Source organism: Teredinibacter franksiae (genome assembly GCF_014218805.1).
GTDB classification, from domain to species: domain Bacteria; phylum Pseudomonadota; class Gammaproteobacteria; order Pseudomonadales; family Cellvibrionaceae; genus Teredinibacter; species Teredinibacter franksiae.
In genome coordinates this window covers 3,546,959-3,570,958 of record NZ_JACJUV010000001.1, presented here as the reverse complement: position 1 = coordinate 3,570,958, position 24,000 = coordinate 3,546,959, and the positions used below count along the sequence as shown (strand labels likewise).

Below are 24,000 nucleotides of genomic sequence, written 5' to 3'. Positions count from 1 at the left end.
TGTTTTTAACAAAGAAAAAGGCCGGTCATTGTAACCGGCCTTTTGTGCAGATTAAACGTCTAGGAAGTCCAACATACCTTCGGCTGCCTGACGCCCCTCCCAAATGGCGGTGACCACCAAATCTGAACCTCGGACCATATCACCACCAGCGAATATTTTTGGGTTAGATGTCTGAAATTTATATTGCTGTTGTTCAGCGGCATAAACACCACCCCAGCTATTGACGTTAATACCGTGCGACTCAAACCAAGGTGCAGGACTTGGACGAAAGCCAAACGCGATCAGTACGGTATCGGCTGGAATAACTTCCTCACTTCCGGGCACAGGCTCTGGCCTGCGCCGGCCGTTTTCATCGGGTTCACCCAGCTCCGTGGTAACAACTTTTACACCTTCCACTTTTTGCTCACCAATAATTGCCACCGGCTGCCGATTAAACAAAAAATCCACTCCCTCTTCGCGCGCATTAGTTACTTCACGGCGCGAACCGGGCATATTGGCTTCATCTCGACGGTAGGCACAAGTCACGCTGCTAGCGCCCTGACGAATAGAGGTGCGATTACAATCCATGGCGGTGTCGCCACCCCCAAGCACTACCACTTTTTTATTTTTTACGCTAACAAAATCACTTGGGTCTTTCTCAAAACCCAAATTACGATTCACGTTCGAAATTAGAAACGGCAGCGCGTCATAAACACCAGCAAGATCCTCACCAGGAAAACCGCCTTTCATATAAGTATAGGTACCCATCCCTAGGAATACGGCGTCGAACTCTTCGAGTACTTCATCAAACGAAATATCTTTACCCACTTCGGTATTCAACCGAAATTCCACACCCATTCCGGAAAATATTTCTCGCCGTCTAGTAATAACGCTCTTTTCCAATTTAAATTCAGGAATGCCAAAGGTGAGTAACCCACCTATTTCTGGGTGCGAGTCAAAAACAGTGGGCTTCACGCCATTGCGTACCAAAATATCCGCGCAACCCAGGCCTGCTGGCCCCGCGCCTATAACAGCAACCTTTTTGTTGGTCCAGCTCACTTTACTCATATCTGGCTTCCAGCCAAGAGCAAAAGCCGTATCGGTAATATATTTTTCGGCATTACCTATGGTGACAGCGCCGAAGCCATCATTGAGTGTACAGGCGCCCTCGCACAATCGATCTTGCGGGCAAACGCGGCCACACACCTCTGGCAAAGAATTCGTTTCGTGGCATAGCTCTGCAGCCTCAATTACATTGCCCTCAGCCACCAATTTAAGCCAATTGGGAATATAATTGTGCACTGGGCACTTCCACTCACAGTAGGGGTTTCCGCACTCCAAACACCTGTGCGATTGATCCTTCACCTGCTTTTCTGAGAAAGGCTGGTAAATTTCCACAAAGCTATGCCTGCGCGCGCCAATATCCTTTTTATTGGGATCCTGACGACCCACGTCAATAAACTGGAAGTTGTTATTCAGTCTGTCAGCCATAAATTTCAGCCCTTGATACCTTCTGCGCAGTCTTTCGCTCTGCGTTTTTTTGCCTATTAACCAACCGTCTGTCAAATTCAATTAACAAACCTGTTAATTCAGTTGCTCGCCTCTTAACTACTCACAACTACCTTGGTCACCACTAAACTGGTCACACTAAAACTATTCACCACGTTTTTTCACACTGTGCAGCATGCTATCTAAATCAGCCGCGCGAGGTTTTACTAACCAAAACCGCCCAATATAACGATCGAAATTATTGAGAATATTTGCACCCCAAACGCTAGCCGTTTCCGCAACGAACTCATCAATTATGCCGCGCAAATGATTGCGGTGCGCCTCGAATGCCTCGGTATTGATGCGGGTAATATCTACCAACTCGTGATTATATTTGTCAACGAAACGATTCTTTTCGTCTAGCACATAAGCAAAACCACCGGTCATGCCTGCACCAAAGTTAACACCGGTTTCGCCGAGAACGGTTACGACCCCGCCGGTCATATATTCGCAACAGTGATCGCCAGCGCCCTCGACAACAACATGCGCACCTGAATTACGGACTCCACATCGCTCACCCGCACTTCCGGCAGCAAAAACCTTACCGCCGGTTGCCCCATAGAGGCAGGTGTTGCCCATAATGCTCGTTTTGTGGCTTTCAAACGTGGAGCCAGCAGGCGGACGAATCACTAATTTACCTCCAGCCATGCCTTTGCCCACGTAATCGTTAGCGTCACCCTCAAGGATCATATTCAACCCCCCGGCATTCCAAACACCGAAACTCTGACCGGCCACACCGCTGAGTTTAAGCGTAATGGGCTGCTCGGCCATACCCTGATTACCGTAACGTTTTGCTATCTCTCCACTAATACGCGCACCAATAGAGCGGTCGCAGTTGGTAACCTTAAAAGTAAATTCACCACCGGATTTGGCCTCGATGGTAGGCAATACTGCCGCCACCATCTCTTCAGCCAGCAGCCCTTTATCAAAAGGCGGGTTGCGCTCCATTGTGCAGAACTGCGGTTTGCTGTTGAGCAAATCATCGGTATGCAAAAGCGGTGAAAGATCGAGCTTATTTTGCTTTGGGGTTTTACCGTCGATAGCTTCTAACAGATCTACACGGCCAATGAGCTCTTCGAGCGAACGAACACCTAGCTGAGCCATCCACTCTCGTGCTTCCTCAGCAACAAACCGAAAGAAATTCTTCGCCATCTCGACAGTGCCGATATAGTGATCTTGACGCAACGCTTCTTGCTGAGTGGCAACGCCCGTGGCACAGTTGTTTAGATGGCAAATACGTAAGTATTTACAACCAAGCGCGACCATCGGCGCGGTGCCAAAGCCGAAGCTTTCAGCGCCCAAAATAGCCGCTTTAATGACATCCAACCCAGTTTTTAAACCACCGTCCGTTTGTACGCGTACTTTTCCACGCAGATCATTCGCTCTTAATGTTTGATGGGTTTCGGCTAACCCCAGCTCCCAGGGTGAACCGGCATAGCGAATTGATGTTAACGGGCTAGCAGCCGTGCCGCCGTCATAACCGGAAATAGTAATCATGTCGGCATAAGCTTTTGCAACACCCGCAGCGATGGTGCCTACACCGGGGCGAGATACCAGCTTGACCGACACCAATGCATCGGGATTAACCTGCTTTAGATCGAAAATTAGCTGGGCCAAATCTTCAATCGAATAGATGTCGTGATGAGGCGGCGGTGAAATCAACGTTACGCCTGGCACCGCATAGCGTAAACGCGCAATTAGCGCATTCACTTTACCACCGGGTAGCTGTCCACCTTCGCCAGGTTTGGCGCCTTGAGCCACTTTGATCTGCAACACTTCAGCATTAACGAGATAATGAGGCGTAACACCAAAGCGGCCAGACGCCACCTGTTTAATTTTCGATACTTTATGGGTGCCAAAGCGCACCGGGTCTTCACCACCCTCTCCACTATTGGAGCGACCACCCAATGTATTCATGGCTTCCGCCAGAGCCTCATGCGCTTCCGGGCTCAGTGCTCCGAGGGACATAGCAGCGGAGTCAAAACGACGAACGATTGTCTCTATCGGCTCTACGTCATTCAACGCAATTGCGCTTTGGTTGTCGCGCAACTTCAACAGATCACGTAACGTTGCCGCAGGCCGCCCATTGACTAACGTTGAGTAATCACGCCATGCGCCATAGTCACCCGACTGCACTGCACGCTGCAGGGTTTGTACAACATCAGGGTTAAATGCATGATATTCCTGACCGTGAACATATTTAAGCAAACCACCTAGCTCAATTTTTTTACGTAGCTTCCAAGCATCTTTTGCTAATGATTTCTGATCAGCTTCCAAATCACTAAAATCAGCGCCTTTTACACGACTGGCAGTGCCTTCGAAGCAGGTTTCAACCACATCTTCCGATAGCCCCACGGCTTCAAACAGTTGGGCCCCTCGGTAGGACGCAATGGTTGATATACCCATCTTCGACAGAATTTTAAGTAAACCTTTACTCAGACCTTTACGGTAATTACGTGAGGCATCACCGTAATGTGCGATTAATTCTCCGGTATTAATCAAGCGATCTATTAAATAATAACTCAGGTACGGGTACACAGCCGTGGCCCCATAGCCAAGCAGCGCGGCAACCTGATGCGAGTCTCGCGCGGTTGCCGTTTCGACGATAATATTGGCATCACAGCGTAACCCTTCTTTAGTTAAACGATGATGCACGGCGCCCGTTGCCAGCAATGCGTGTATCGGCAAACGATCTTCCCGAAGCATAAGATCCGTGAGCACCACCAGCGTTTTACCTCCTCTTACGGCAGCCAGCACATCCTCGAGCAACAGCTCTAGGGCCTGCTTCAGGTTCAGTATTTTAGCGTCGTAATTCAGGTCAATCCTGACGGGCTCATAACCCTGCCGCTCAAGACTGAGCAACTCATTAAATTTCGCTGGTGACAATACCGGGCTCGACAAAATAACCCGATTGGCATGCTCTTGCGTTTCATCGAAGACAGATAGTTCACGACCAATACAGGTTTCCAGCGACATCACAATCGCTTCGCGCAAAGGATCGATAGGCGGGTTGGTAACCTGAGCAAACTGCTGGCGAAAATAATCATACAGAGAACGGCGCTTTTCTGAGAGCACCGCCATTGGCGTATCATCCCCCATCGAACCAACGGCTTCCTGACCCGATTCAGCCAATGGGCGAACAACTTGATCGCACTCTTCGAAACTGACCTGAAACATCTTCATAGCCGTCTCAACTTGCGAGGCATTCAGACCGTCTTCCGGCAATTCTGGATCAAAACTCGACTCAATACGTTTTGCGTTTTCCTTCATCCACTTGAGATAAGGCTGGCCCGCTTTCAACATTTGATCAATGTCGGCAGTATGGTGTAGCTGCCCGGTTTCAGTATCCACCGACAATATCTGACCCGGTCCTAACCGGCCTTTAGCCACAACGTCTTCGGGGGCGTAGTTGTACACACCCACTTCAGACGCAACAGTAATTATGTCATCTTTGGTGATTACCCAGCGCGAAGGACGCAAGCCATTTCGGTCAAGCGTACAGACGGCATGCCGTCCATCGGTCAGAACCAGCCCGGCCGGGCCATCCCAAGGCTCAATATGCATGGAGTTGTATTCATAGAAGGCTTTCAGGTCGCCATCCATATGTTCAACATTCTGCCAAGCGGGCGGCACAAGCATACGCGCCGCACGGTGCAGCTCCATGCCACCAATAAGCAACAGCTCAAGCATGTTATCCAAGCTGGATGAATCTGAACCCGTGCGATTTACCAACGGAACAATATCGGTAAGGTTAGGTAGTAGCGGTGTCTGAAATTTTTTGGTGCGAGCCACCGACCAATTTCGATTACCCATAATAGTGTTGATTTCACCGTTGTGGGCGAGCATCCGAAACGGCTGCGCCAACGGCCACTGGGGCAAAGTGTTTGTTGAAAAGCGTTGATGAAATACGCAGATAGCCGTTTCGAGACGCTCGTCGGCTAAATCTGTGTAAAAAGCCGGCAAATCAACGGGCATCATCAGCCCCTTGTAAGACAGTACTTTATGGCTAAGGCTCGCGACATAAAAAGTACGGCTGCTCGCGAGGCGAATCTCCGCTTTACGGCGAGCCACAAAAAGCTTTGCACTGAGCTCCGCATCGGAGGTTTTATTCGCATTCACAAATAAATGATAAATAGCAGGCAAGGTTTGTAGCGCGATAGGGCCAAGACAGCTGGAGTCGGTTGGCACTTCACGCCAGGCGCATTGGCCCAGCCCTTGAGCAGCCAATTCCTCCTCTACCACCACGCGAGCTTGCTGAGCTTCGGCCGCATCTTTGCTGAGCATTATCGAGCCAATGCCATACATTTCGCTAAGCTCAAAGCCCAGTTCGCTTTTCGCAACACCGCGTAAAAACGTATCGGGTTTTTGAATGAGCAAACCACAGCCATCGCCGGTCTTACCATCGGCCGCAATTCCGCCCCGATGGGTCATACAGGTAAGTGCTTCTATGCCTGTTTGCAGCAACCTGTGGCTTGGTTTCCCTTTCAGGTGAGCAATAAGGCCGAAACCACAGTTATCCTTAAATTCGTCCAATCGGTAGAGACCGTTGTTCATAGGCTCATTCACTTTATTCATTCGCATCAATCTGATTTAAAGGGCGGCAACGCAAAATTAGCGCAAAATTAGTGCGAAAAGTAGCGTATTCGGCCAATTTTATAAGCAAGTCAATCTATATGCACAAACCAAACCGTCGGAGGCGGTTGAATGGGTACGAAGTCTCGTCTGGAGAACGTGTCGGAAATGTCCCCTAACCACTGGGAGGTAAAGCTGTATGCCCTGGCCGCGACAAGCTCATTCGGCATAGAGAACCAGACAAAAAAGCCCCTAGTTAGAGGGGCTTCTAATAATTGGGCGCGGAATGTTAACGGCAGTTGCAGACGATGGCAAGAATATTCAAATTAGGCAGATACAACACAGACTAATACAGACCTTAAACACAATCAATTTCTTTGATTTTCGTCTATCTCCTGCTTAATGTCTCGAAGCTGCCGCGGCCAAGGGCCCGCTTCCCTCTGCTCCTCCGGTAAGGCGTCACGCGCCAACAGCGCAGCCTGGCGACTAGGGTAGACTCCCGCCACTACCACAAATCTACGGCGCCCCTCTCTAAGCCCACGGTACAGATAGAGGTCCTCCCTATTTGTCTGACGACCAATATACGCCTTGAGCGAACCCGCTTTACTCGCGGCAAGAACTTGCAGGGTATATTCGTCATCACCCCGGGCCATCAAGAAAATTTCATCGGTCGATACAGCTGAAGGGGTGACCTGTATTGGTGCCGCTATGGGTGCTGGTGTATTTTTTATCGTCGGCTCAGCAATTCTCTCTGGCGTATCGATGGGTACAGGTACCGCAGGAAGCGGCGCTATAACGGGAGGCGCACTACGCGGCGCAGTAATGGGAATAGAATTCAGCCCTGCATCACCCATCGGCATTGCAGTGCTGACATCTGTAATCACCCTATCCGTCACGCTAACCTTTTCACTTTCGCCAGTAGCGGCGCGAGCAGGATCATCAGCACCTAACGCTGGCAACGCAGTGCGACCAACAACGGTTTCTGGCCCAGCCGACCGCGGCGGAGCAGGTGCCAACGATGGAAGCTCAACAGAAATAACCTCGGTACCCCCCGTAGCGCCTTCATCGCGAGAAATAAGTGCCCAGAGTAGAACACCCGCCAGCAATACCATGGCCGCCAAGTGCCCAACCGGTAAACCAGAAAAAAAGCGCCGTACAACAGATGCAGCCGGGGAGGGTAAACCCTCGAGACCAGTAGACGACGTCGCTTCGACCTTAACTAGGGACAACACCACCCCCGGATTACCTAAAGATTTTGCCCACAAGCCACGTACACTATCTGGAGATTCAGAAACCACGCCGCCATGCCCCACAAAATTCAGAAAGCTTTCAAGCTCCGCCGCAGATAGCAGCGGAATGTCAAAATCATAAACAGGGACTTCCAGTAGCGAAATAGAATCTAAGCGCTCAACAAGCCCAGATCTAGCCGCCATCAATAGACTCAAACCATAACTTGTCGCTTCGCGCCCCTGAAGTAAACTCACCATAGCCCCGAGAGAGGAGTCGTCCAGAAGGTGCGCGTCATCCAGCAGCAACGTAACTTTTTTCTGCTCGTGGGCAAGAGCCTGACCATAATGGCGCAACGCCGCTAGCATCTCACCGGCGATTGCTCGAGGCTTTAACTCAAGGCCAACGGCCTCGCTAATGATCGCAAGATTTTCAGCAAGATCAGCCTCTTCCGAAAGCGCGCAGTAAACACTAGCGCCGGTGCCCATCAACTCACGGGAAAGCTCGGCTAAAAGCACGGTTTTACCTGCACCGGGGGGGCCAATCAAAACCGGTAAGCCTTCCCCAAACTGAAGCAAGTGAACGAGCTGGTCCAGCAGGCCTTTTCTGCCTGGGGTAGAAAAATAGGCTCGAGCAGAATAAGGCTCGGCCGCCAAAAGGCCACCATCACCCGATTCAACCCGGAGATCTAACTCTCTATTTTCCATGTTCCCCCAATTCGATTACGAACAAAATGCTTCAAGCGTTTGCGCAAGCATTTGCATATCGAAATCACTGGTAACCACTGCCTCTCCGCACCCCTTGAGTAACACCAAACGCAGGGAGCCATCCAAAACTTTTTTATCCACTGACATATAACCCATAAAATCTTCTGGGGACATATTGACCGGCGCCGTAACCGGAAGACCGGCCCTCATAATAAGCGCAACAGCTCGACTGTAGATTGCCTCGTCTATCCACCCCAGTCTATGGGATAGATCACAGGCCATAACCATACCTGCGCCTACGGCTTCTCCGTGCACCCAAACGCCGTAGCCCAAATGCGACTCAATCGCGTGGCCAAAGGTGTGCCCAAGATTAAGAATCGCTCGTACACCGGATTCGGTTTCGTCACGGGCAACGACATCAGCCTTTGCTCTACAAGACACCTCAATAGCGTGAGCAAGGGCACCAGCGTCTCGAGCCAACAGTAATCCAATATTGTCTTCAAGCCACTCAAAAAACATCTGGTCAGCGATCAAACCATACTTAATCACTTCTGCCAGCCCGGCTGTCAACTCTCGATCCTCTAGCGTTCTCAACACAAGCGTATCAATGATCACGGCCTTGGGCTGATAGAACGCTCCGATCATGTTCTTACCTAGCACATGATTAACACCGGTTTTTCCACCCACGGAAGAATCGACTTGAGATAACAGCGTTGTTGGCACCTGAATAAAATTCACCCCCCGCTGGTAACTAGCGGCAGCAAACCCAGTCATATCGCCCACAACACCTCCACCAAGCGCTATCAAAGTGGTACGCCTGTTGTGACGGTTTTCGAGAAGGCCGTCAAAAATAAGGTTTAATGTTTCCAAATTTTTATATTGTTCTCCATCGGGCAAAACCACCTTATTGAATCGACACTTAGGCGCTAGTAAAGCCTCCAAATGGTCGCTATAGAGCGGGTCGATAGTTTCGTTGGTTACAAGCAATACCTGATCAGAAGCTAGGTAAGGAAAAAAATAATCAGGATTATGCAGCAGGTCTTCACCAATAAAAATAGGGTAGCTACGTTCTCCCAAATCGAGATTTAACGTTCGAAGAGACATGAATTCAAATTCTAAAAATAGATGAAACGGAAGGCAATGCCTGCCAAGCTAGACAGCATTGTATACGAGTTAGGCGCAAGATTTCACTAGGAACAACCGCCACCATACCACTGCCATAATCTCTGTATTTTCGAGGTCAATGGGTAACCGACAAAGCGGCTTAAAGCATTAGGCGCAAGCACACGCAATAAGCTAGTGCACCTGTAATTAAGGTTAGCTTAGCTCTAAATTATCAAGAATGGATTGAACAACAAATTTGGGGCCACGACTCTCTGTAACAAGTACATAGTCAGCAACCTCTCGATACAAAGGGTCGCGCAACTCAAACAGCTCAACTATTTTTTGCCGTGGGTCGGCCACCTGTAATAACGGGCGCTTTTTGTCCTTGTAGGTTCTTTCAACTAGCTGTTCAATACTGGCGGTCAGGTAAACCACGGATTTTTGCTGCTTAAGCAATCGACGATTGGCTTCGCGCACAACAATTCCACCACCCGTCGCAACGACGGCCGACTTCTCCAGGGAAAGCTCTTCCAGTACCGCAGATTCACGGTCGCGAAAACCCGACTCGCCCTCCATATCAAAGATCCAGGGAATATCGGCCCCCGTTCGCTGCTCAATAACGTGGTCGGTGTCGAAAAAATCACACCCAATGCGCTGGGCCAGTAAGCGCCCGATAGTAGATTTGCCGGCCCCCATGGGGCCGACCAGGAAAATAAGATGGTTCACACTATTTAGTCGAGAAAATCTGAATTCATAATGCGTGGCGTTACGAAAATCAACAGCTCGCGCTTCTCTTCTGAGCTGATATTGTGACGGAAAAACACCCCTAAGAATGGTACATCACCAAGCAACGGCACCTTTTCTTCACCTTTAACCGTTTCGGTTTGGTAAATACCACCAAGAACGACCGTATCACCATCCGACACCAAGACTGAAGTCTCTAGATGAGTAACATCAATTATCGGTACACCTGCAGAAACACCGGTTACAGAGTCTTGATCAATAATCAAATCCATAATGACACGATTATCGGGCGTTATCTGTGGGGTTACCTCCAAGCGCAGCAGCACCTCTTTGAAGGATGTGGTGGTGCCACCACTTGCGGACTCAGCTTGATAAGGCACCTCAGTACCTGACTGAATCGATGCGGGCTGCTTGTCGCCTGTAATGACTTTCGGCTGAGAGACTATTTCAGCAAATCCAGAATCCTGCAGTGCCGACAACTCCATACCTAGCAGGAAGTTGCTACTGATAACGTTCCAAGTAATGGAGCCTGTGGGGTTGAAAACCCCCAAATCCACTAGGTTTGAAGCCTCGAGATCCCGCAATCGGTCTGTTGCATTATTAACCGGATTAGTAAACATATCCTCAGGGCCGCCACCACCGGAAGTACCCAACCCTTCTAGGCTGCCGGTAAATTCATGTTTGTGGCTACCTGATTCGGACGTATCAACCGCATCACCCGACATTCGAAAACCAAGCTCTTTACGGAAATCCGAATTTGCAATAACTAAGCGCGCCTCAATCATCACCTGCTTGACGGGAATATCGATCCGGTCTACTAACAATTTGAACTTAGAGATTTTTTCTTCTGTGTCGGTAAGAATAATCGAGTTTGTTCGCTCATCAACAATGGCCTGACCGCGATCAGAAAGCATACTACCTGTAGAGTTTCGAGCATTGCCGCCACCACCACCACTATCACCGGCGCCACTTTGCCCTCCCCCGCCCTCAGACATGAAAAGCGAGAACAACTCTCGAGCATTCGCGTAACGAATTCGAATGTATTCAGTACGAAGTGGCGCCAACTCTTCCAGCTGCTTTTTCGTTTCAATCTCCTGCTTCTCACGCTCAGCGATCTCTGCCGCTGGTGCAACCATCAATACATTACCGATCTGACGTTTATCCAAACCCTTGGTCTTCAAGACCAAATCCAACGCCTGATCCCACGGCACATTTTCTAATCTCAACGTAATACTCCCAGTAACGGTATCGCTCGCTACTAGGTTAAGCTCAGTAAAGTCTGCAATTAATTGCAGGACTGAACGCACCTGAATGTCCTGGAAGTTAAGGGATAGCACATCACCCACATAGGCAAACGCTCTCTTTTTATCTTCTATTTCCTGCTGTGATAGCGGTTTAATGCTAATCACGTACTCATTATCAGCCTGATAGGCTAAATAATCGAAATCGCCGGACGCATCAATTTCGATCACGGTATTCGAGCCCTGCATAGACGAGCCCAACATTTTTACCGGCGTCGCAAAATCCACCACATCGAGTTTTCGTCGCATTTGATCTGGCAAAGCCGTATCCATAAATGACACTGACACCCCAGAGGAACTCTCCTCTACGTCGATCGCGATATTCGGGTTCGACAAGCTAACAATTACCTTGCCCTCACCAATATCCCCACGGCGAAAATCGATATTATTGATAACCGAATTTGAGCTGGCATAATCCTCTCGTGACGGTGCCACACTATCCGTAATGGAAGACGTGACAACCGCGGGCGCACTAGCCGACTCGGAACCGATTTCAACGACCAAATGCTGCCCATCAATACGGGAAGTAAAGGGCACCAAGTTATTTAAATTAACGATCAGGCGCGTACGGCCACCACCGGCAACGACAACTGCGCTACTCACTTCGCCCACAGACATAGCGTATTTTTTTTCGGCCAATAGGTTCTCAACACCGGCAAAATCTAAAACAATACGTGCAGGCTGATCGATCGTATACCCTTGAGGTTCGACGACCCCACCCTCAAAAAGCAGTCGTAGCTCAGCCCTTTCACCCGGTAGCTCCGAGAATTTAATATCTTTCAAACCGGCGGCCAAAGCGTTCACCGACATCATCGTCAGCGTACTCATGAGCAGGATTGTCAAATTACGTATGAACATTTTATTTATTCCTTCTCAGCTAAAGCTAGGACGCTAGGTCTCTCTACCCAACCATCGAGGCCATCAGATACAATTTCTATAAGCTCTATTTGCGAATCAACGGTTTCAATGACTTTACCGTGGTTTTTACCCAAGAAATGTCCATCGGTCACCATATGAATTCGTCCACTAACATCTCTCACTAGAGCCCATAATGTGCCGGCTTTACGAATAGTTCCAACCATTCGCAACGACGTAAGATCAAACCCCTCAAGAAATTCTTTCTCACGAGAAAAATCGGGTTTCACATCCACATTGGAGTTGGCGTAAACACGCCTTTCAACGTCAATCGGTAAATCAAACGGGCTTCGCAAGGCAGCCGCACTATAAATAAACGCTTCGTAAGGCCGAAACGCAGGCAGCGGATCTATTGAACCCGCAGGCCTTCGCTTAATCTCATCGACATAAACTCTTAAATCAGCATGTTCACCACCCATCCCACATGCCGCTAGGGTGCTGGTGATCACTGCGGCCAAGAGGGCGTGCTTCAATATTTTCATATCTACCTCTCCTGGGCCTTGTAACGATAAGTTTTCGCGATAATTTCCATCGACAGAGGGCTATTAACTAATGCATCTCCGCTCCGCCCCCCCCCAGCCTTACTGATTTTAAAGTTATGCAGGGTGACGATGCGAGGCATGCCCGCAACACCGCTAACAAAAGCGCCAAATTCATGGTAACCACCGGTAACACTAATTTTAATAGGCAGCTCGACATAGAATTCCGTCGAGACTTCATCCTGCAACGCAATGCTTTTAATCGTTAACCGACTCTCGACACCTTTATCGTCTATATCTTCCAGCAAGCCCGGAACTTCTGTATCCGTTGGCAGCCTTGATACAAGTGCGCTAAACGATTCATCCATTTCAATCATTTGCTGTCGATATTTATCCAAGTTAGCCGCTTCATAGGCTTTCTTTTCAAAGGACTGCTTTAAATCAAGCTCTTTTTTTTCCGCCACTTCTAATTGGCGATTCTTATCCTTAACAATAAAGTAATATCCGGCAAAGATTATTAGCCCCGCAGCGACCAGCGATAGAACGATGCGAACAGGCGTGGGCCACACACCAACACGATCCCAATCAACATCGTTAATATCAAAACCTTGCAGCTGTTCTAGGTACTTATTAAGGTCGGCCATTACTTTCCACCTCCCTTTTGCTTGTCGTCGCTTTCCAGCTCAGGCAGCACGGCTTTCAGCTGCATTTTAAAGATACTGGCCTGCTCCCCGTGCTGGGGAGCGGCGACAACAGACTTCAAGTTCGGCTCAGAGAACCACGCAGAATCGTCTAGCTGTCGCATAAAAGTGGATACCCGGTTGGTAGACTCACTCACGCCCTCAATAGAAAGGCTATTGCTACTTTTCGATATAGATGTCACATAAACGCCATCGGGAACAGCTTTAGCAAATGCATCGAAGTAGTGAACGATAATAGAGCGCCGACCTTCAAGATCTTGAATAACCTTCATTCGGTCAAGCAATTCTCTGCGCTTTGCCTTCAAGTCTTTAATTTCTGTCACTTGTTTGTCGAGTAATTTAATTTCACCATCAAGCAAGTTATTGCGCGACTTCTGAGACTCAATGGAGGCGTCAACCGCCCTCACCCACAGAAAGGCAACCCCCAACGCCAGCAAACAAACACCGACAAGCTGAGTAAGAAACTGTTTTTTCCTCTCCTGACGAAATTCTTCCCGCCAGGGTAATAAGTTAATCTGAGCCATGTTACACAAAGCTCCTTAGGGCTAGCCCCGTCGCAATCATCAGTGAAGGGGCATCGTTGGTAAGCGCTGCCGCATTTACTCGAGATGAAACGGACATATTGGCGAAAGGATTGGCCACTGTAGCAGAGGTACCGAGCTTTTCTTCGATTAACCCTGCTAGGCCTTCGAGAGATGCGACCCCGCCCGCGAGAACAATATGATCAACATCGTTGTACTGACTTGATGAAAAGAAAAATTGCAGCGACCGAGTAACCTGCTGTACTACCGCGTCTTTAAAGGGTTCGAGCACTTCCGGCTCATAGTCATCGGGCAAGCCGCCTTGTTTTTTAGCGAGACCAGCCTCTTCGGTAGACAAGCCGTATCGGCGTTGAATTTCCTCAGTTAACTGTTTTCCGCCAAACAATTGCTCTCGGGTATAAATGGTTTTAGCGTCGACCAACACGCTCAAGGTTGTCATCGTTGCACCGATATCGACAATGGCGACAACCTGTTCCTCCTGGTCCTCTAGCTGCTCCTGAATCAGAGAAAAAGCTCTTTCCATGGTGTAAGCCTCAACATCCACAACCTTCGCATGAAGATCTGCTAGGTCGAGCATAGACGCGCGAATATCGACATTTTCACGTCGGCATGCAGCCAGCAGTACATCCAACTGATCAGGGTTTTTAGAAGAAGGCCCAAGAATATCGAAATCGATAGCAACCTCTTCCAGGGGGTAGGGGATATATTGATCTGCTTCAAGGGAGATCTGCGTCTCCAGCGCGTCTTCACTTAGATCGCCGGGCATCTCAATAACTTTGGTAATGACGGAAGACCCCGGCACCGCAACAGCGGCATCCTTTATCCGGGTACGGGAGGATTGAACAACCGCCTTGATGACCTGGGCAACCGCCTCCACATCGTTGATGTTTTTTTCCACAACCGCATTCGGTGGTAAGGCGCGGACAGCGTAATTTTCTACGCGATAGCCATCGCCTTGACGACTGAACTCCAACAACTTCACAGTTGTCGAACTCACGTCCAGACCGAGTACGGGTTTCTTTTTCTGCTCGAATAAACTGAGAATACCCATTTTTCTATCTATATCCGCTACTTAGGTTATGTTTATGTTATAGCACTTTAAGTATAAGCTGCAACTAGAGACCGCGTATGTAAAGTGTGAAAAAGGTCTTATAATGGCAAAACATGTCACCAACCTACCCCTTATTCAGTTTTACAATAGCTAAATGACCTCTAAAAAACCGATTATCGTTGCCACTCTTTGGCTTATACTCGCAGGCACCGGCAGCGCACTATGCCTGCTGGCCGGTATGTACCTGTATCTCAGCCCCCAACTTCCGTCCGTCGGTAGCCTTCGAGAGGTAAAACTGCAAACCCCGCTCAGGGTATATTCCGCTGATGGCAAGCTGATGGCCGAGTTTGGCGAAAAACGACGCACCCCAATTAGGTTCGAGAACATACCTACAACCTATATCGATGCCTTACTAGCCGCTGAAGACGACGACTTTTTTGAGCACCACGGTGTTTCAATTAAAGGCCTAGCGAGAGCAGCAACACAGCTGATACTCACCGGCCGCAGGGCCTCCGGGGGTAGCACGATCACCATGCAAGTCGCCCGCAACTATTACCTTTCTCGCCGAAAAACCTTCGCTCGAAAATTCAACGAAATCCTGCTTGCACTCCGCATAGAGCAGGAACTCAGCAAAGAAGAAATTCTAGAGCTGTACGTTAATATCATTTTTTTGGGGAATCGTGCATACGGTATTCACGCGGCAAGTCAGGTGTATTACGGCAAACCATTAAATCAGTTAAGTCTAGCTCAATTTGCCATGCTGGCGGGCCTCCCCAAGGGCCCTTCAACAATGAACCCTATTGCCAACCCTTCCCGGGCACTCCAGCGACGCAACTGGATTCTCGGCCGCATGCTTTCCCTAGAAAAAATAGATCAATCCGCCCACGACCTAGCCATTATCGAACCCGTTACCGCGCAATACCACGGTAGCAACGTTGACGTGCAAGCACCCTACATCTCTGAAATGGCACGTTCCAAGGCAATTGAATTATTTGGTCTGGAGGCATACACCGAGGGCTATAGGGTATACACCACCATTGACAGTGAAATGCAAAATAGCGCGCACCACGCCGTTGTTAACGGCTTGCGTACCTACGATGCACGTCATGGCTTTCGTGGCCCAGAACAAACTTTAACGCTGCTAGCGGAAATGCCGGGAGATAAAGATAGCGGCCCACAGGCCACGCCCGCCCAAACCGACACCAATGACGAAGAGTCCGCGACAGCAACCGACATCAACTTCCAACCCCTAGCCGAAGCATGGCAGAGTTCACTAAGCGCCATCCCCATATACGGCAACCTGCTGCCCGCTGCTGTAGCGCTAATTCGTGAACAATCTTTTATTGCCCTGCTTGCATCCGGCCAAACCGTTGAAATAACCTGGGAGCAAGGACTCTCAACAGCAAAACCCCATATTAACGAAAATGTGGTGGGCGCAGCGCCTAAAACCGCATCGAACATCGTTAGTGTTGGCGACGTAATCAGGCTGGCTTACGACGAGGAAAAAGATACTTACGCCTTAAGCCAAGTGCCCACGGCGCAAGCGGCACTGGTAGCCCTGAAGCCACAAAATGGGGCCATTCTCTCCCTCGTTGGCGGGTTCGATTTCCGCCAGAGCCACTTCAACCGAGCCACTCAGGCAGAACGCCAGCCCGGCTCAAATTTCAAGCCATTTGTTTACACCGCCGCCCTTGAAAACGGCATGACGCCCGCGAGCATTATTAACGATGCCCCCATAGATTTTTTCGACGAAACCCTTGAAGACACCTGGCGCCCGAAAAACTCCGATGGCAAGTTTCTTGGGCCCATGCGCCTGCGGGAGGCCTTGTACCGCTCACGAAACCTTGTGTCCATCCGTGTCCTCCGCGAAGTCGGTATCGGTAATACCATTCGCGGTATGAGTCGATACGGTTTTAACGAGAAAGAGCTATCGCACGACCTCACCCTAGCGCTAGGCAGCCACGGCCTAACCCCCGTTAGCGTTGCAACGGGGTACGCGGTTCTCGCCAACGGCGGCTATCAAGTTCAACCCTATCTCATTGAACGTATTCTCGACAACGATGGCAAACGCGTATATGAGTCACTGCCAGCAACGGTTTGCGATCCCTGTGAGCAGCCACCGACGACAAATACACCCGCCCTTGGCGCATCCGCTGACGGCACGCAAAGCTTAGAGGAGCCCCACCAAACCCTCGACAGCCTTGCTGACGCCGGAAGCTACGACCTACAAGGCGACCCTTTCGAACTGCCGTTCAGTATAAAAAGCCTACTCGGTATACTGGAACCACAAGACTACCCGCGCGCCGAAAAAGTACTGGACGATCGAGTGTCCTATCTCATTGATTCCATGCTCAAAGATGTCATACGTCGCGGCACAGGTACTCGCGCCAAATCCTTGGGCCGATCCGACATAGCCGGTAAAACCGGCACCACCAACGACCAGGTAGACGCCTGGTTCTCAGGCTACAACGGCGACGTGGTAGCAACCACGTGGGTTGGCTTCGATCAGAACACCCCCCTGGGTAGATCTGAATACGGTGGCCGCGCGGCTCTGCCGATTTGGATTGAATTTATGGAAACAGCACTAAAAGGCCGGCCAGAAACCCGCAGAGTCCAGCCCCCAGGAATTGTAACCGTACGAATAGACCCCGAAACCGGCGAACGAGCCAAGCCCGGCGACCCCGATGCCGTTTTCGAATACTTTAGGAGTGAAAACGCTCCCCAGGAGACCGCCAACAGCTCCACTATAAATTCACCTTATGAAAACGAAGAGCGCATAACCGAAGATATATTCTAGGGAACCGCAACACTTGCGCTGGCCAACGTTTCTGGTAGTATGCGCGATCCGTAATTGGCGGCCCAAATTCCAGCCAGTTCGACTCTCATAATGCGGTACCGTGCCTGGCACAAGATCAAGTGGCGGTACACAGAAGGCCAATAGGCCGGAGGCTAACATGCAAGAAGCTATTCAACCCAAATATGAAGATATTACAGCTAGCTGTAGCTGTGGTAACACCATCAAAACTCGCTCGACTCTGGCAAAAGACATCCACCTCGATGTGTGCTCCGAGTGCCACCCGTTCTACACCGGCAAGCAGAAGACCCTAGATAGCGGCGGCCGAATAGACCGATTCAACAAGCGCTTTACGCGTCGTGCTGGTAGCTGAGTAACGACTTACTCCCATTAGCACCTCGCTGCTTGAGGCCCTATAGCCTTGAAAACGCAGCACAAAATAACCCCGCTTATCCGCGGGGTTATTTATTTGCGCCCCCTTCCCAAGCAACCCGGAATAACTTTAACCACTCGTACTAACACTATCCTCGTCTGGTACCGGTATTACATAATGCTCAATTGAGACCCAAAACTCGACTATACCTGCGAACGCGGGTATCTATTGTTGAGTGTGCTCCAGGCCCCGAACCTAAATCACACCGCCGTGCCACTCGTGTACACTGCACTACTGAATTCCTCAAGGGCATGATTTAAACTACCGTCGCACTTATAATTCGGCCTCAAAACGCCACCCCTGCCACCATTTTGAACAGCACACCCTGTAAATGCCCAACATTCTCGAAGTTGCTCTACCGGTCCACCTGTACGCCCAGTTCGATTACCTCGCTCCCGAGCAGGTTGTTCAACCCGGCACGCGCGTTAGGGTCTCGTTCAATCACAGGGAGCTGGTAGGTGTATGTATAAGAACAAAACAACACTCAGACTTCCCTTTAGAAAAACTCAAACCGGTAAAGGCCGTACTCGATGAGCAGGCCTGTATACCGCAAGAATTAATGAACCTCTGCCATTGGGGGGCAATTTACTACGTTTATCCTTTAGGCGAAGTGCTGAACCTAACGCTACCAAAACGCCTGCGCGAAGGGCTGCCAGAACAAAAGCCGATATTTTGGCAACACTCAACAGAAGGCAAAGGGCTACCAGAAAACGCACTTAAACGCGCGCCCAACCAACAAAAACTGCATCAGGCACTACTTGTCCATCAGCAGCTATCGAAGAGCGACCTAAAAAGGCTGAAGATCAACCCTGCCACGGTAAAAACACTGCAGGGAAAAGGCCTCATAGAGCAAGCCCAATCGGCTCTACCTAGCCAACCACCTACGACACTCTTATCGGCGTCGCCACTGACACTGAATGAGCAGCAAACGGCGGCCCTTGAAGTCATTCGCTACCACCAGTTCAGCTGCTATCTGCTCGAAGGCATAACCGGTAGCGGAAAAACAGAAATCTATCTACAGGCCGTTGCCAGAGTTATTCAGGCGGGCATGCAAGCACTGATATTAGTTCCCGAGATCGGCCTTACCCCGCAAACAGTGTCCCGATTCCGGGACAGGTTTAACGCAGAAGTAGTGGAGCTGCATTCCAATACCAGTGAAACCGAACGGGAAGGCAACTGGTGTGCAGCCCGCGATGGCAGCGCCCAAATCGTGATAGGCACACGCCTAGCGTCCCTATGCCCAATGAAAAGGCTGGGCATTATTATCATTGATGAAGAACATGATGCCTCTTTTAAACAACAGGACAGCTTCCGCTATTCCGCCAGAGACTTATCCATCTATCGCGCAAAGCAGAACAACATTCCGATTCTGCTCGGCTCCGCCACCCCCTCACTGGAAACCCTGAACAATGGTTTGCAGGCGCGCTACCAGCACCTGCGATTGACCCAGCGCGTTGGTGCCACTCAACTCCCCAGCTTGGAGGTTCAAGACCTACGCAACCAGCGACTGATCGCAGGCCTTAGCCCAACCACAATGGAGCAAATAGGCCACACCCTGAACGCCGGCGAGCAAGTTATGGTGTTTGTAAACCGACGAGGTTACGCGCCCGCGCTGCTATGCCACCATTGTGGCTGGACAGCCGCCTGCCAAAGTTGCGACGCCAAGCTAACCCTGCATGCGCACCCACGTCACCTTCGCTGCCACCACTGCGACCGTCAGAAAGCCGTCCCCAAGCACTGCCCCAAATGTCGAAGCCCAGAGCTTATGCATAGAGGGTTGGGCACCGAACAAACAGAAGAAGTACTCGCAAACCAGTTTAAACACTGGCCCGTAATCAGAATCGACCGAGATTCCACCAGCAAGAAAGGGGCATTTGCCGAAGCGCTTCAGCGGCTGCGCGATGGTGCCCCCTGTATCGCCGTTGGCACTCAGATGCTAGCCAAAGGTCACCACCTACCCAATATTACTCTAGTGGTCATCGTGGATGGCGATCAAGGACTACAAAGCGCCGACTTCAGAGGCATAGAAAAGCTCGGCCAGCTGATTGTTCAGGTTGCTGGGCGCGCAGGCAGGGGCGAACGCAAGGGCAAGGTCATTATTCAAAGCCACACCCCCGATCACCCGATTCTCGAACTATTACTACAAAAAGGCTACCACCCCTTTGCGCGGCAATTGCTTAGCGAAAGAAGAAACGCCAACCTTCCCCCCTACACCCAGCTGGCCATATTCAGAGCCGAGTCCAAACGCCCCGAAAACGCCATAGAACTGCTAGAACTGGCCCGAAGGCTATGCCAACAAACATTTCCCGCATCACCCACTTTCACGTCTCTGGGCCCATTCCCAGCACTGGTTGAAAAAGTACAGGACCGGTATCGGTATCAACTGCAATTAACCAGCACCAACAGGAAGCAGTTAAATCGCCTATTGAGTCAGGTCACAGCCACACTGTCCGATCACGCCATAGCCAAACGTACACGTTGGTCATTGGATGTCGATGGCGTGGAATAAACTGGCAGCAAAAACACGACTAAAATGAGGTACAACTAAAAAAATTGGCCAACTTACCTTTTTGCTCTAAGAAACGACGCTAAATTCGTGATAAATATGCAAAAAATTGCAAATCTGCTGTTATATTATATAGTCATCATTCAAAATCTAACTGAGAGCCCCCAGTCAAATAAGGGAACACTACATGTTTACTCACTGTTCAATAGTTAGGCCGATAACGATTTTGCTCACATTGCTGCTCGCCTCCTGCGGCGGCGCACCAGCCGACAACCCGAACATATCGGGCGGTGGTAACGGTGGCGTGGCAACGGAGCGAAACATTACCGTTTCTGTAACCGGCACCAGTGGTACGGTCGTTCTCAGTATTGGTGAGCTAAACCTGACCTTTAGTGGCGATGGCAGCCAAACTGTCTCCGGCGTTTCCAGTGCCGAAGAAGTAATAGCCCGCATAGTATCCGTTCCTGAAGGAGAATCTTGCTTCTTTACACCGTCGGCGCAAACTGAAATTACGGTGAATAGAACCGCCGACCTCGAATGTGGCGGCCCGTCACTAAGCGGGTATATTAAAGACTTTGTCTCCGACTCTGCCATTCCAGCAGCGACCATTCGCGTCACCCATGCCGCCGGCGAACTGGCCAACATCACCTCCGGTAGCGACGGCAGCTACAGCCTCGAAAACGTAACAATAGGCGATAGAATGGTGCTAAGCGTTCGAGCAGACGGCTACGCGCCCTATTCAGCCATTGTTACGATAACCGCCCAGCGCCCCATTTTCGAACAGAGCATCTTTTTATCCCGAATCGATAGAGCCAAAACCGCATCGCCATCAGACGTTATGGATTTTGTATTGAATGGAGTAACCGTTCTAAGCGTTCCCGCAAATGGCCTTGTTACTGCCAGCGGTGCAGCCCCAACCGGTGATGTGACAGCAGAAATCACCCTGCTCGATGGCAGTTCAGAACCAAGAAGCCTGCCCGGGCACTACGAGCTTAGCGCTGGTGGGCACTTCGAAACCCACGGAGCAATCTCCTTTGTATTAAAAGATTCCGCTGACAATGCACTTTCTCTGGCCCCCAGCGTAAACGCCGTAGTGTCTGTTCCAGTTGCTCAAAGAGCAAAAGAATCGATAATCAACGGGGAAACCCAGCTTATTATTAATACTCTATATGCATTCGATGAAACTACCGGCACTTGGGGTGACTCACAAATAAGCCGCCTCGTGTTTGAGGGTGTCACCTACTTATACCGATCAACTGTTTCCAGCTTGTCGAATGTATACAGCGTCGGACAGCCCTACCCCTCCGGAGCCACTGTCAGTGGCTGCCTAATTGATTTACAGGGTAACTTCGTAGCAGGCGCGCAAATAATCACACAGGGGCAAGATTATATTGGCCTAACTTACGGCACCAGCGACGCAAACGGTAATTTTTTAATACCGGCAAAGCCCGAGTCAGACATTCTAGTTTACGGACTGATGAACACTCGCAGCCAAACCGCTGAAGCAACCACAACAGAGGGCGTACTTGTCCTTAATGAATGTATTCTACTGGATATTTCAACAACCGTTATTACCCTCACCTGGGGTATTAATCCAGTCGATTTGGACTCGCAGCTGTTTGGCCCCGAATCAGAAGGTGCAGCGCGCTTTCATGTATTCTTCAACAATAAGATAGTCACCGTAAACGGTATCACCATGTTCTTAGATGTGGACGATGTCACCAGCTTCGGGCCCGAAGTCACCACACTGCAAGCCTTCCCGCTTCCTGGCACCTACGAATTTTTTGTTAAACTATACGCCGGTACAGGAACGATAGCCAACTCACCTGCCCGAGTGGAGGTCAACGCGCAGGGAAATAGCTTTGTTTTCTCCCCACGTGGAGGCACCGTAAGTGAATGCTGGCATGTATTCGATATTGTTGTGGATAACGACTTACAAGGTGTCGTGATACCCAAAAATAACTGGGTAAGCGATTCAGGCTGCGACAACGGTTTGCGCTAGCTAAAACGCGACCCGCTGGCGTAGAATTAACCCTCTACGCCAGTATTTTATCCGCTGCAGCACGTCCTTCACGCATTTATCAATGGCTAGGGAAGTAAGCTGCCCCTTAATGCACCCGAAAACCTAGCCACATATAACACGCAGAGAGCCGCTCTCATTCTCACGCGCCAACTAACACACCACAACAATACAAACGCTGTACTCTAAAACCATGCCCAAGCGCACCACCAAGCAAAACGAACCGCGCGTACCCGCATGGGTATGGCTTTTTACCGGCTGTATACTCGGAGCATTTGTCATGTTCCTCATGCGCTTATCTGAAATGGACCCCGTACAGAAAATAGCTAAACGGGACACCACAGCTACCAGCCAAACCCCAAAGAAAAAAACCAAAGAGCCCGAGACAACCCAGCCTCGATTCGATTTTTACGATATCCTTAAAGAAACCAAGGTCAATATTCCAGACTTCATGGAAGAAGAGCCCAGCTCCAGCAAATCTCCGGAGCAAAGCCCAGCAGAGGAATACATTCTGCAGGTCGCATCATTTAAAAACGCCGACGATGCCGAACAGCTAAAAGTTGAGCTAATCCTGCTCAATCTTGAGGCACAAATCGAAAAAGCACGTATTCGCAACGGCGAAACCTGGCACCGCGTTTTGGTGGGTCCGTTCCTATCACGCTCACAGCGCGAAACAGCCCGCGCAACGCTGGTCGCTAACCGTTACGAAGCGCTGGTTCTCAAACGAACAGCGGAATAATCGCAACTTGAAAAACCCCGACTAGCCCCCACCTCTCAGGTTCTTACCGAATTGATTTAAGGACTTCCAGTGGAACAGTATCGCGGAACCACTATCCTCTCCGTACGTCGAGGCAACCAGGTTGTTATCGGCGGTGACGGTCAGGTTTCCCTCGGCAACACCATAATGAAAGGTAACGCACGCAAGGTGCGACGCCTTTACAAAGACCAAGTACTGGCTGGATTTGCCGGCGGCACTGCAGACGCCTTTACCCTATTTGAACGCTTCGAAACAAAACTCGAAAGCCACGGGGGCCAGCTGGTTCGTGCCGCCGTTGAGCTGGCAAAAGACTGGCGTACCGACCGCGCTCTGCGCAAGCTAGAAGCGCTGCTAGCCGTCGCAGACAAAGACGCCTCACTGATCATTACCGGTAACGGAGACGTTATCCAGCCAGAAGAGGATTTAATCGCTATTGGCTCCGGCGGTGCCTTTGCCCAGTCTGCAGCGCGAGCCCTACTTGGCAACACCGAACTCTCTGCTGCTGAAATTGTTGAAAAAGGCCTGGCCATTGCAGGCGATATTTGCGTGTACACCAACCACAATTTCACCATCGAACAATTGGAGTACTGAGTGGCTCAGCTCCACTCCAGTGCCACTCA

16 protein-coding genes are annotated in these 24,000 nt (G+C 50.2%); 6 read left to right on the top strand and 10 right to left on the bottom strand.

Annotation, left to right across the window (positions count from 1 at the left end):
• Positions 1-51: 51 nt before the first annotated feature.
• The 10 genes from H5336_RS15145 to H5336_RS15100 all read right to left on the bottom strand — a co-directional run bounded on the left by H5336_RS15145 (position 52) and on the right by H5336_RS15100 (position 14,870).
• Positions 52-1,470, bottom strand: coding sequence for a glutamate synthase small subunit GltD family protein (locus H5336_RS15145; protein ID WP_185235097.1), 1,419 nt, complete (start codon positions 1,468-1,470; stop codon positions 52-54).
• 162 nt (positions 1,471-1,632) lie between these two features.
• Complete coding sequence (gene gltB, locus H5336_RS15140) at positions 1,633-6,081, bottom strand: glutamate synthase large subunit (protein WP_185235777.1); 4,449 nt, start codon at positions 6,079-6,081, stop codon at positions 1,633-1,635.
• 386 nt (positions 6,082-6,467) lie between these two features.
• Positions 6,468-8,033 (bottom strand): AAA family ATPase, encoded by a 1,566-nt coding sequence (locus H5336_RS15135; protein WP_185235096.1) that lies wholly within the window; start codon positions 8,031-8,033, stop codon positions 6,468-6,470.
• Positions 8,034-8,048: 15 nt separating this feature from the next.
• A complete protein-coding gene (gene aroB / locus H5336_RS15130; RefSeq protein ID WP_185235095.1) occupies positions 8,049-9,137 on the bottom strand; it encodes a 3-dehydroquinate synthase in 1,089 nt (362 codons plus the stop codon).
• 213 nt (positions 9,138-9,350) lie between these two features.
• Complete coding sequence (gene aroK, locus H5336_RS15125) at positions 9,351-9,863, bottom strand: shikimate kinase AroK (protein WP_185235094.1); 513 nt, start codon at positions 9,861-9,863, stop codon at positions 9,351-9,353.
• Between the two features lie 5 nt (positions 9,864-9,868).
• Positions 9,869-12,040 (bottom strand): type IV pilus secretin PilQ, encoded by a 2,172-nt coding sequence (locus H5336_RS15120; RefSeq protein ID WP_185235093.1) that lies wholly within the window; start codon positions 12,038-12,040, stop codon positions 9,869-9,871.
• A 5-nt stretch (positions 12,041-12,045) separates the two neighbouring features.
• The gene (locus tag H5336_RS15115) at positions 12,046-12,579 is read right to left on the bottom strand and encodes a pilus assembly protein PilP (protein WP_185235092.1); all 534 of its coding nucleotides are present in this window, start codon (positions 12,577-12,579) and stop codon (positions 12,046-12,048) included.
• Positions 12,580-12,581: 2 nt separating this feature from the next.
• On the bottom strand, positions 12,582-13,220 hold the full coding sequence (locus H5336_RS15110; RefSeq protein ID WP_185235091.1) for a type IV pilus inner membrane component PilO: 639 nt from the start codon (positions 13,218-13,220) through the stop codon (positions 12,582-12,584).
• Positions 13,220-13,801 carry a PilN domain-containing protein gene (locus tag H5336_RS15105; protein WP_185235090.1) on the bottom strand — a complete coding sequence of 194 codons (582 nt, stop codon included), beginning with the start codon at positions 13,799-13,801 and terminating at the stop codon, positions 13,220-13,222. Before H5336_RS15105 ends, H5336_RS15110 begins: the two co-directional genes overlap by 1 nt.
• A 1-nt stretch (position 13,802) precedes the next feature.
• Entirely contained in the window at positions 13,803-14,870 is a 1,068-nt protein-coding gene (locus tag H5336_RS15100) for a pilus assembly protein PilM (RefSeq protein WP_185235089.1), read from the bottom strand.
• A 154-nt stretch (positions 14,871-15,024) separates the two neighbouring features.
• On the opposite strand from H5336_RS15100, the gene H5336_RS15095 reads away from it, so the two are divergent.
• The 6 genes from H5336_RS15095 to hslV all read left to right on the top strand — a co-directional run bounded on the left by H5336_RS15095 (position 15,025) and on the right by hslV (position 23,971).
• Positions 15,025-17,667: a penicillin-binding protein 1A gene (locus H5336_RS15095; protein WP_185235088.1), complete on the top strand. Its 2,643-nt coding sequence runs from the start codon at positions 15,025-15,027 to the stop codon at positions 17,665-17,667.
• 157 nt (positions 17,668-17,824) lie between these two features.
• Complete coding sequence (rpmE, locus tag H5336_RS15090; protein WP_185235087.1) at positions 17,825-18,037, top strand: 50S ribosomal protein L31; 213 nt, start codon at positions 17,825-17,827, stop codon at positions 18,035-18,037.
• Positions 18,038-18,428: 391 nt separating this feature from the next.
• Positions 18,429-20,606, top strand: a complete 2,178-nt coding sequence (locus H5336_RS15085) for a primosomal protein N' (RefSeq protein WP_185235086.1) — start codon at positions 18,429-18,431, stop codon at positions 20,604-20,606.
• A gap of 184 nt (positions 20,607-20,790) precedes the next feature.
• On the top strand, positions 20,791-22,605 hold the full coding sequence (locus tag H5336_RS15080) for a carboxypeptidase regulatory-like domain-containing protein (protein ID WP_185235085.1): 1,815 nt from the start codon (positions 20,791-20,793) through the stop codon (positions 22,603-22,605).
• A 298-nt stretch (positions 22,606-22,903) separates the two neighbouring features.
• Entirely contained in the window at positions 22,904-23,362 is a 459-nt protein-coding gene (locus H5336_RS15075) for an SPOR domain-containing protein (protein WP_246439106.1), read from the top strand.
• Between the two features lie 69 nt (positions 23,363-23,431).
• A complete protein-coding gene (gene hslV / locus H5336_RS15070) occupies positions 23,432-23,971 on the top strand; it encodes an ATP-dependent protease subunit HslV (protein WP_185235083.1) in 540 nt (179 codons plus the stop codon).
• Positions 23,972-24,000: the final 29 nt, after the last annotated feature.

What these genes read in the sequence shown, in the direction of transcription:
- H5336_RS15120 (WP_185235093.1), bottom strand. Translation starts at nt 12,040, where the DNA reads ATGTTCATACGTAATTTGACAATCCTGCTCATGAGTACGCTGACGATG.
- H5336_RS15105 (WP_185235090.1), bottom strand. Translation starts at nt 13,801, where the DNA reads ATGGCTCAGATTAACTTATTACCCTGGCGGGAAGAATTTCGTCAGGAG.
- H5336_RS15115 (WP_185235092.1), bottom strand. Translation starts at nt 12,579, where the DNA reads ATGAAAATATTGAAGCACGCCCTCTTGGCCGCAGTGATCACCAGCACC.
- aroB (WP_185235095.1), bottom strand. Translation starts at nt 9,137, where the DNA reads ATGTCTCTTCGAACGTTAAATCTCGATTTGGGAGAACGTAGCTACCCT.
- H5336_RS15085 (WP_185235086.1), top strand. Translation starts at nt 18,429, where the DNA reads ATGCCCAACATTCTCGAAGTTGCTCTACCGGTCCACCTGTACGCCCAG.
- H5336_RS15110 (WP_185235091.1), bottom strand. Translation starts at nt 13,220, where the DNA reads ATGGCCGACCTTAATAAGTACCTAGAACAGCTGCAAGGTTTTGATATT.
- H5336_RS15145 (WP_185235097.1), bottom strand. Translation starts at nt 1,470, where the DNA reads ATGGCTGACAGACTGAATAACAACTTCCAGTTTATTGACGTGGGTCGT.
- H5336_RS15095 (WP_185235088.1), top strand. Translation starts at nt 15,025, where the DNA reads ATGACCTCTAAAAAACCGATTATCGTTGCCACTCTTTGGCTTATACTC.
- H5336_RS15100 (WP_185235089.1), bottom strand. Translation starts at nt 14,870, where the DNA reads ATGGGTATTCTCAGTTTATTCGAGCAGAAAAAGAAACCCGTACTCGGT.
- H5336_RS15080 (WP_185235085.1), top strand. Translation starts at nt 20,791, where the DNA reads ATGTTTACTCACTGTTCAATAGTTAGGCCGATAACGATTTTGCTCACA.
- gltB (WP_185235777.1), bottom strand. Translation starts at nt 6,081, where the DNA reads ATGAACAACGGTCTCTACCGATTGGACGAATTTAAGGATAACTGTGGT.
- H5336_RS15075 (WP_246439106.1), top strand. Translation starts at nt 22,904, where the DNA reads ATGTTCCTCATGCGCTTATCTGAAATGGACCCCGTACAGAAAATAGCT.
- H5336_RS15135 (WP_185235096.1), bottom strand. Translation starts at nt 8,033, where the DNA reads ATGGAAAATAGAGAGTTAGATCTCCGGGTTGAATCGGGTGATGGTGGC.
- rpmE (WP_185235087.1), top strand. Translation starts at nt 17,825, where the DNA reads ATGCAAGAAGCTATTCAACCCAAATATGAAGATATTACAGCTAGCTGT.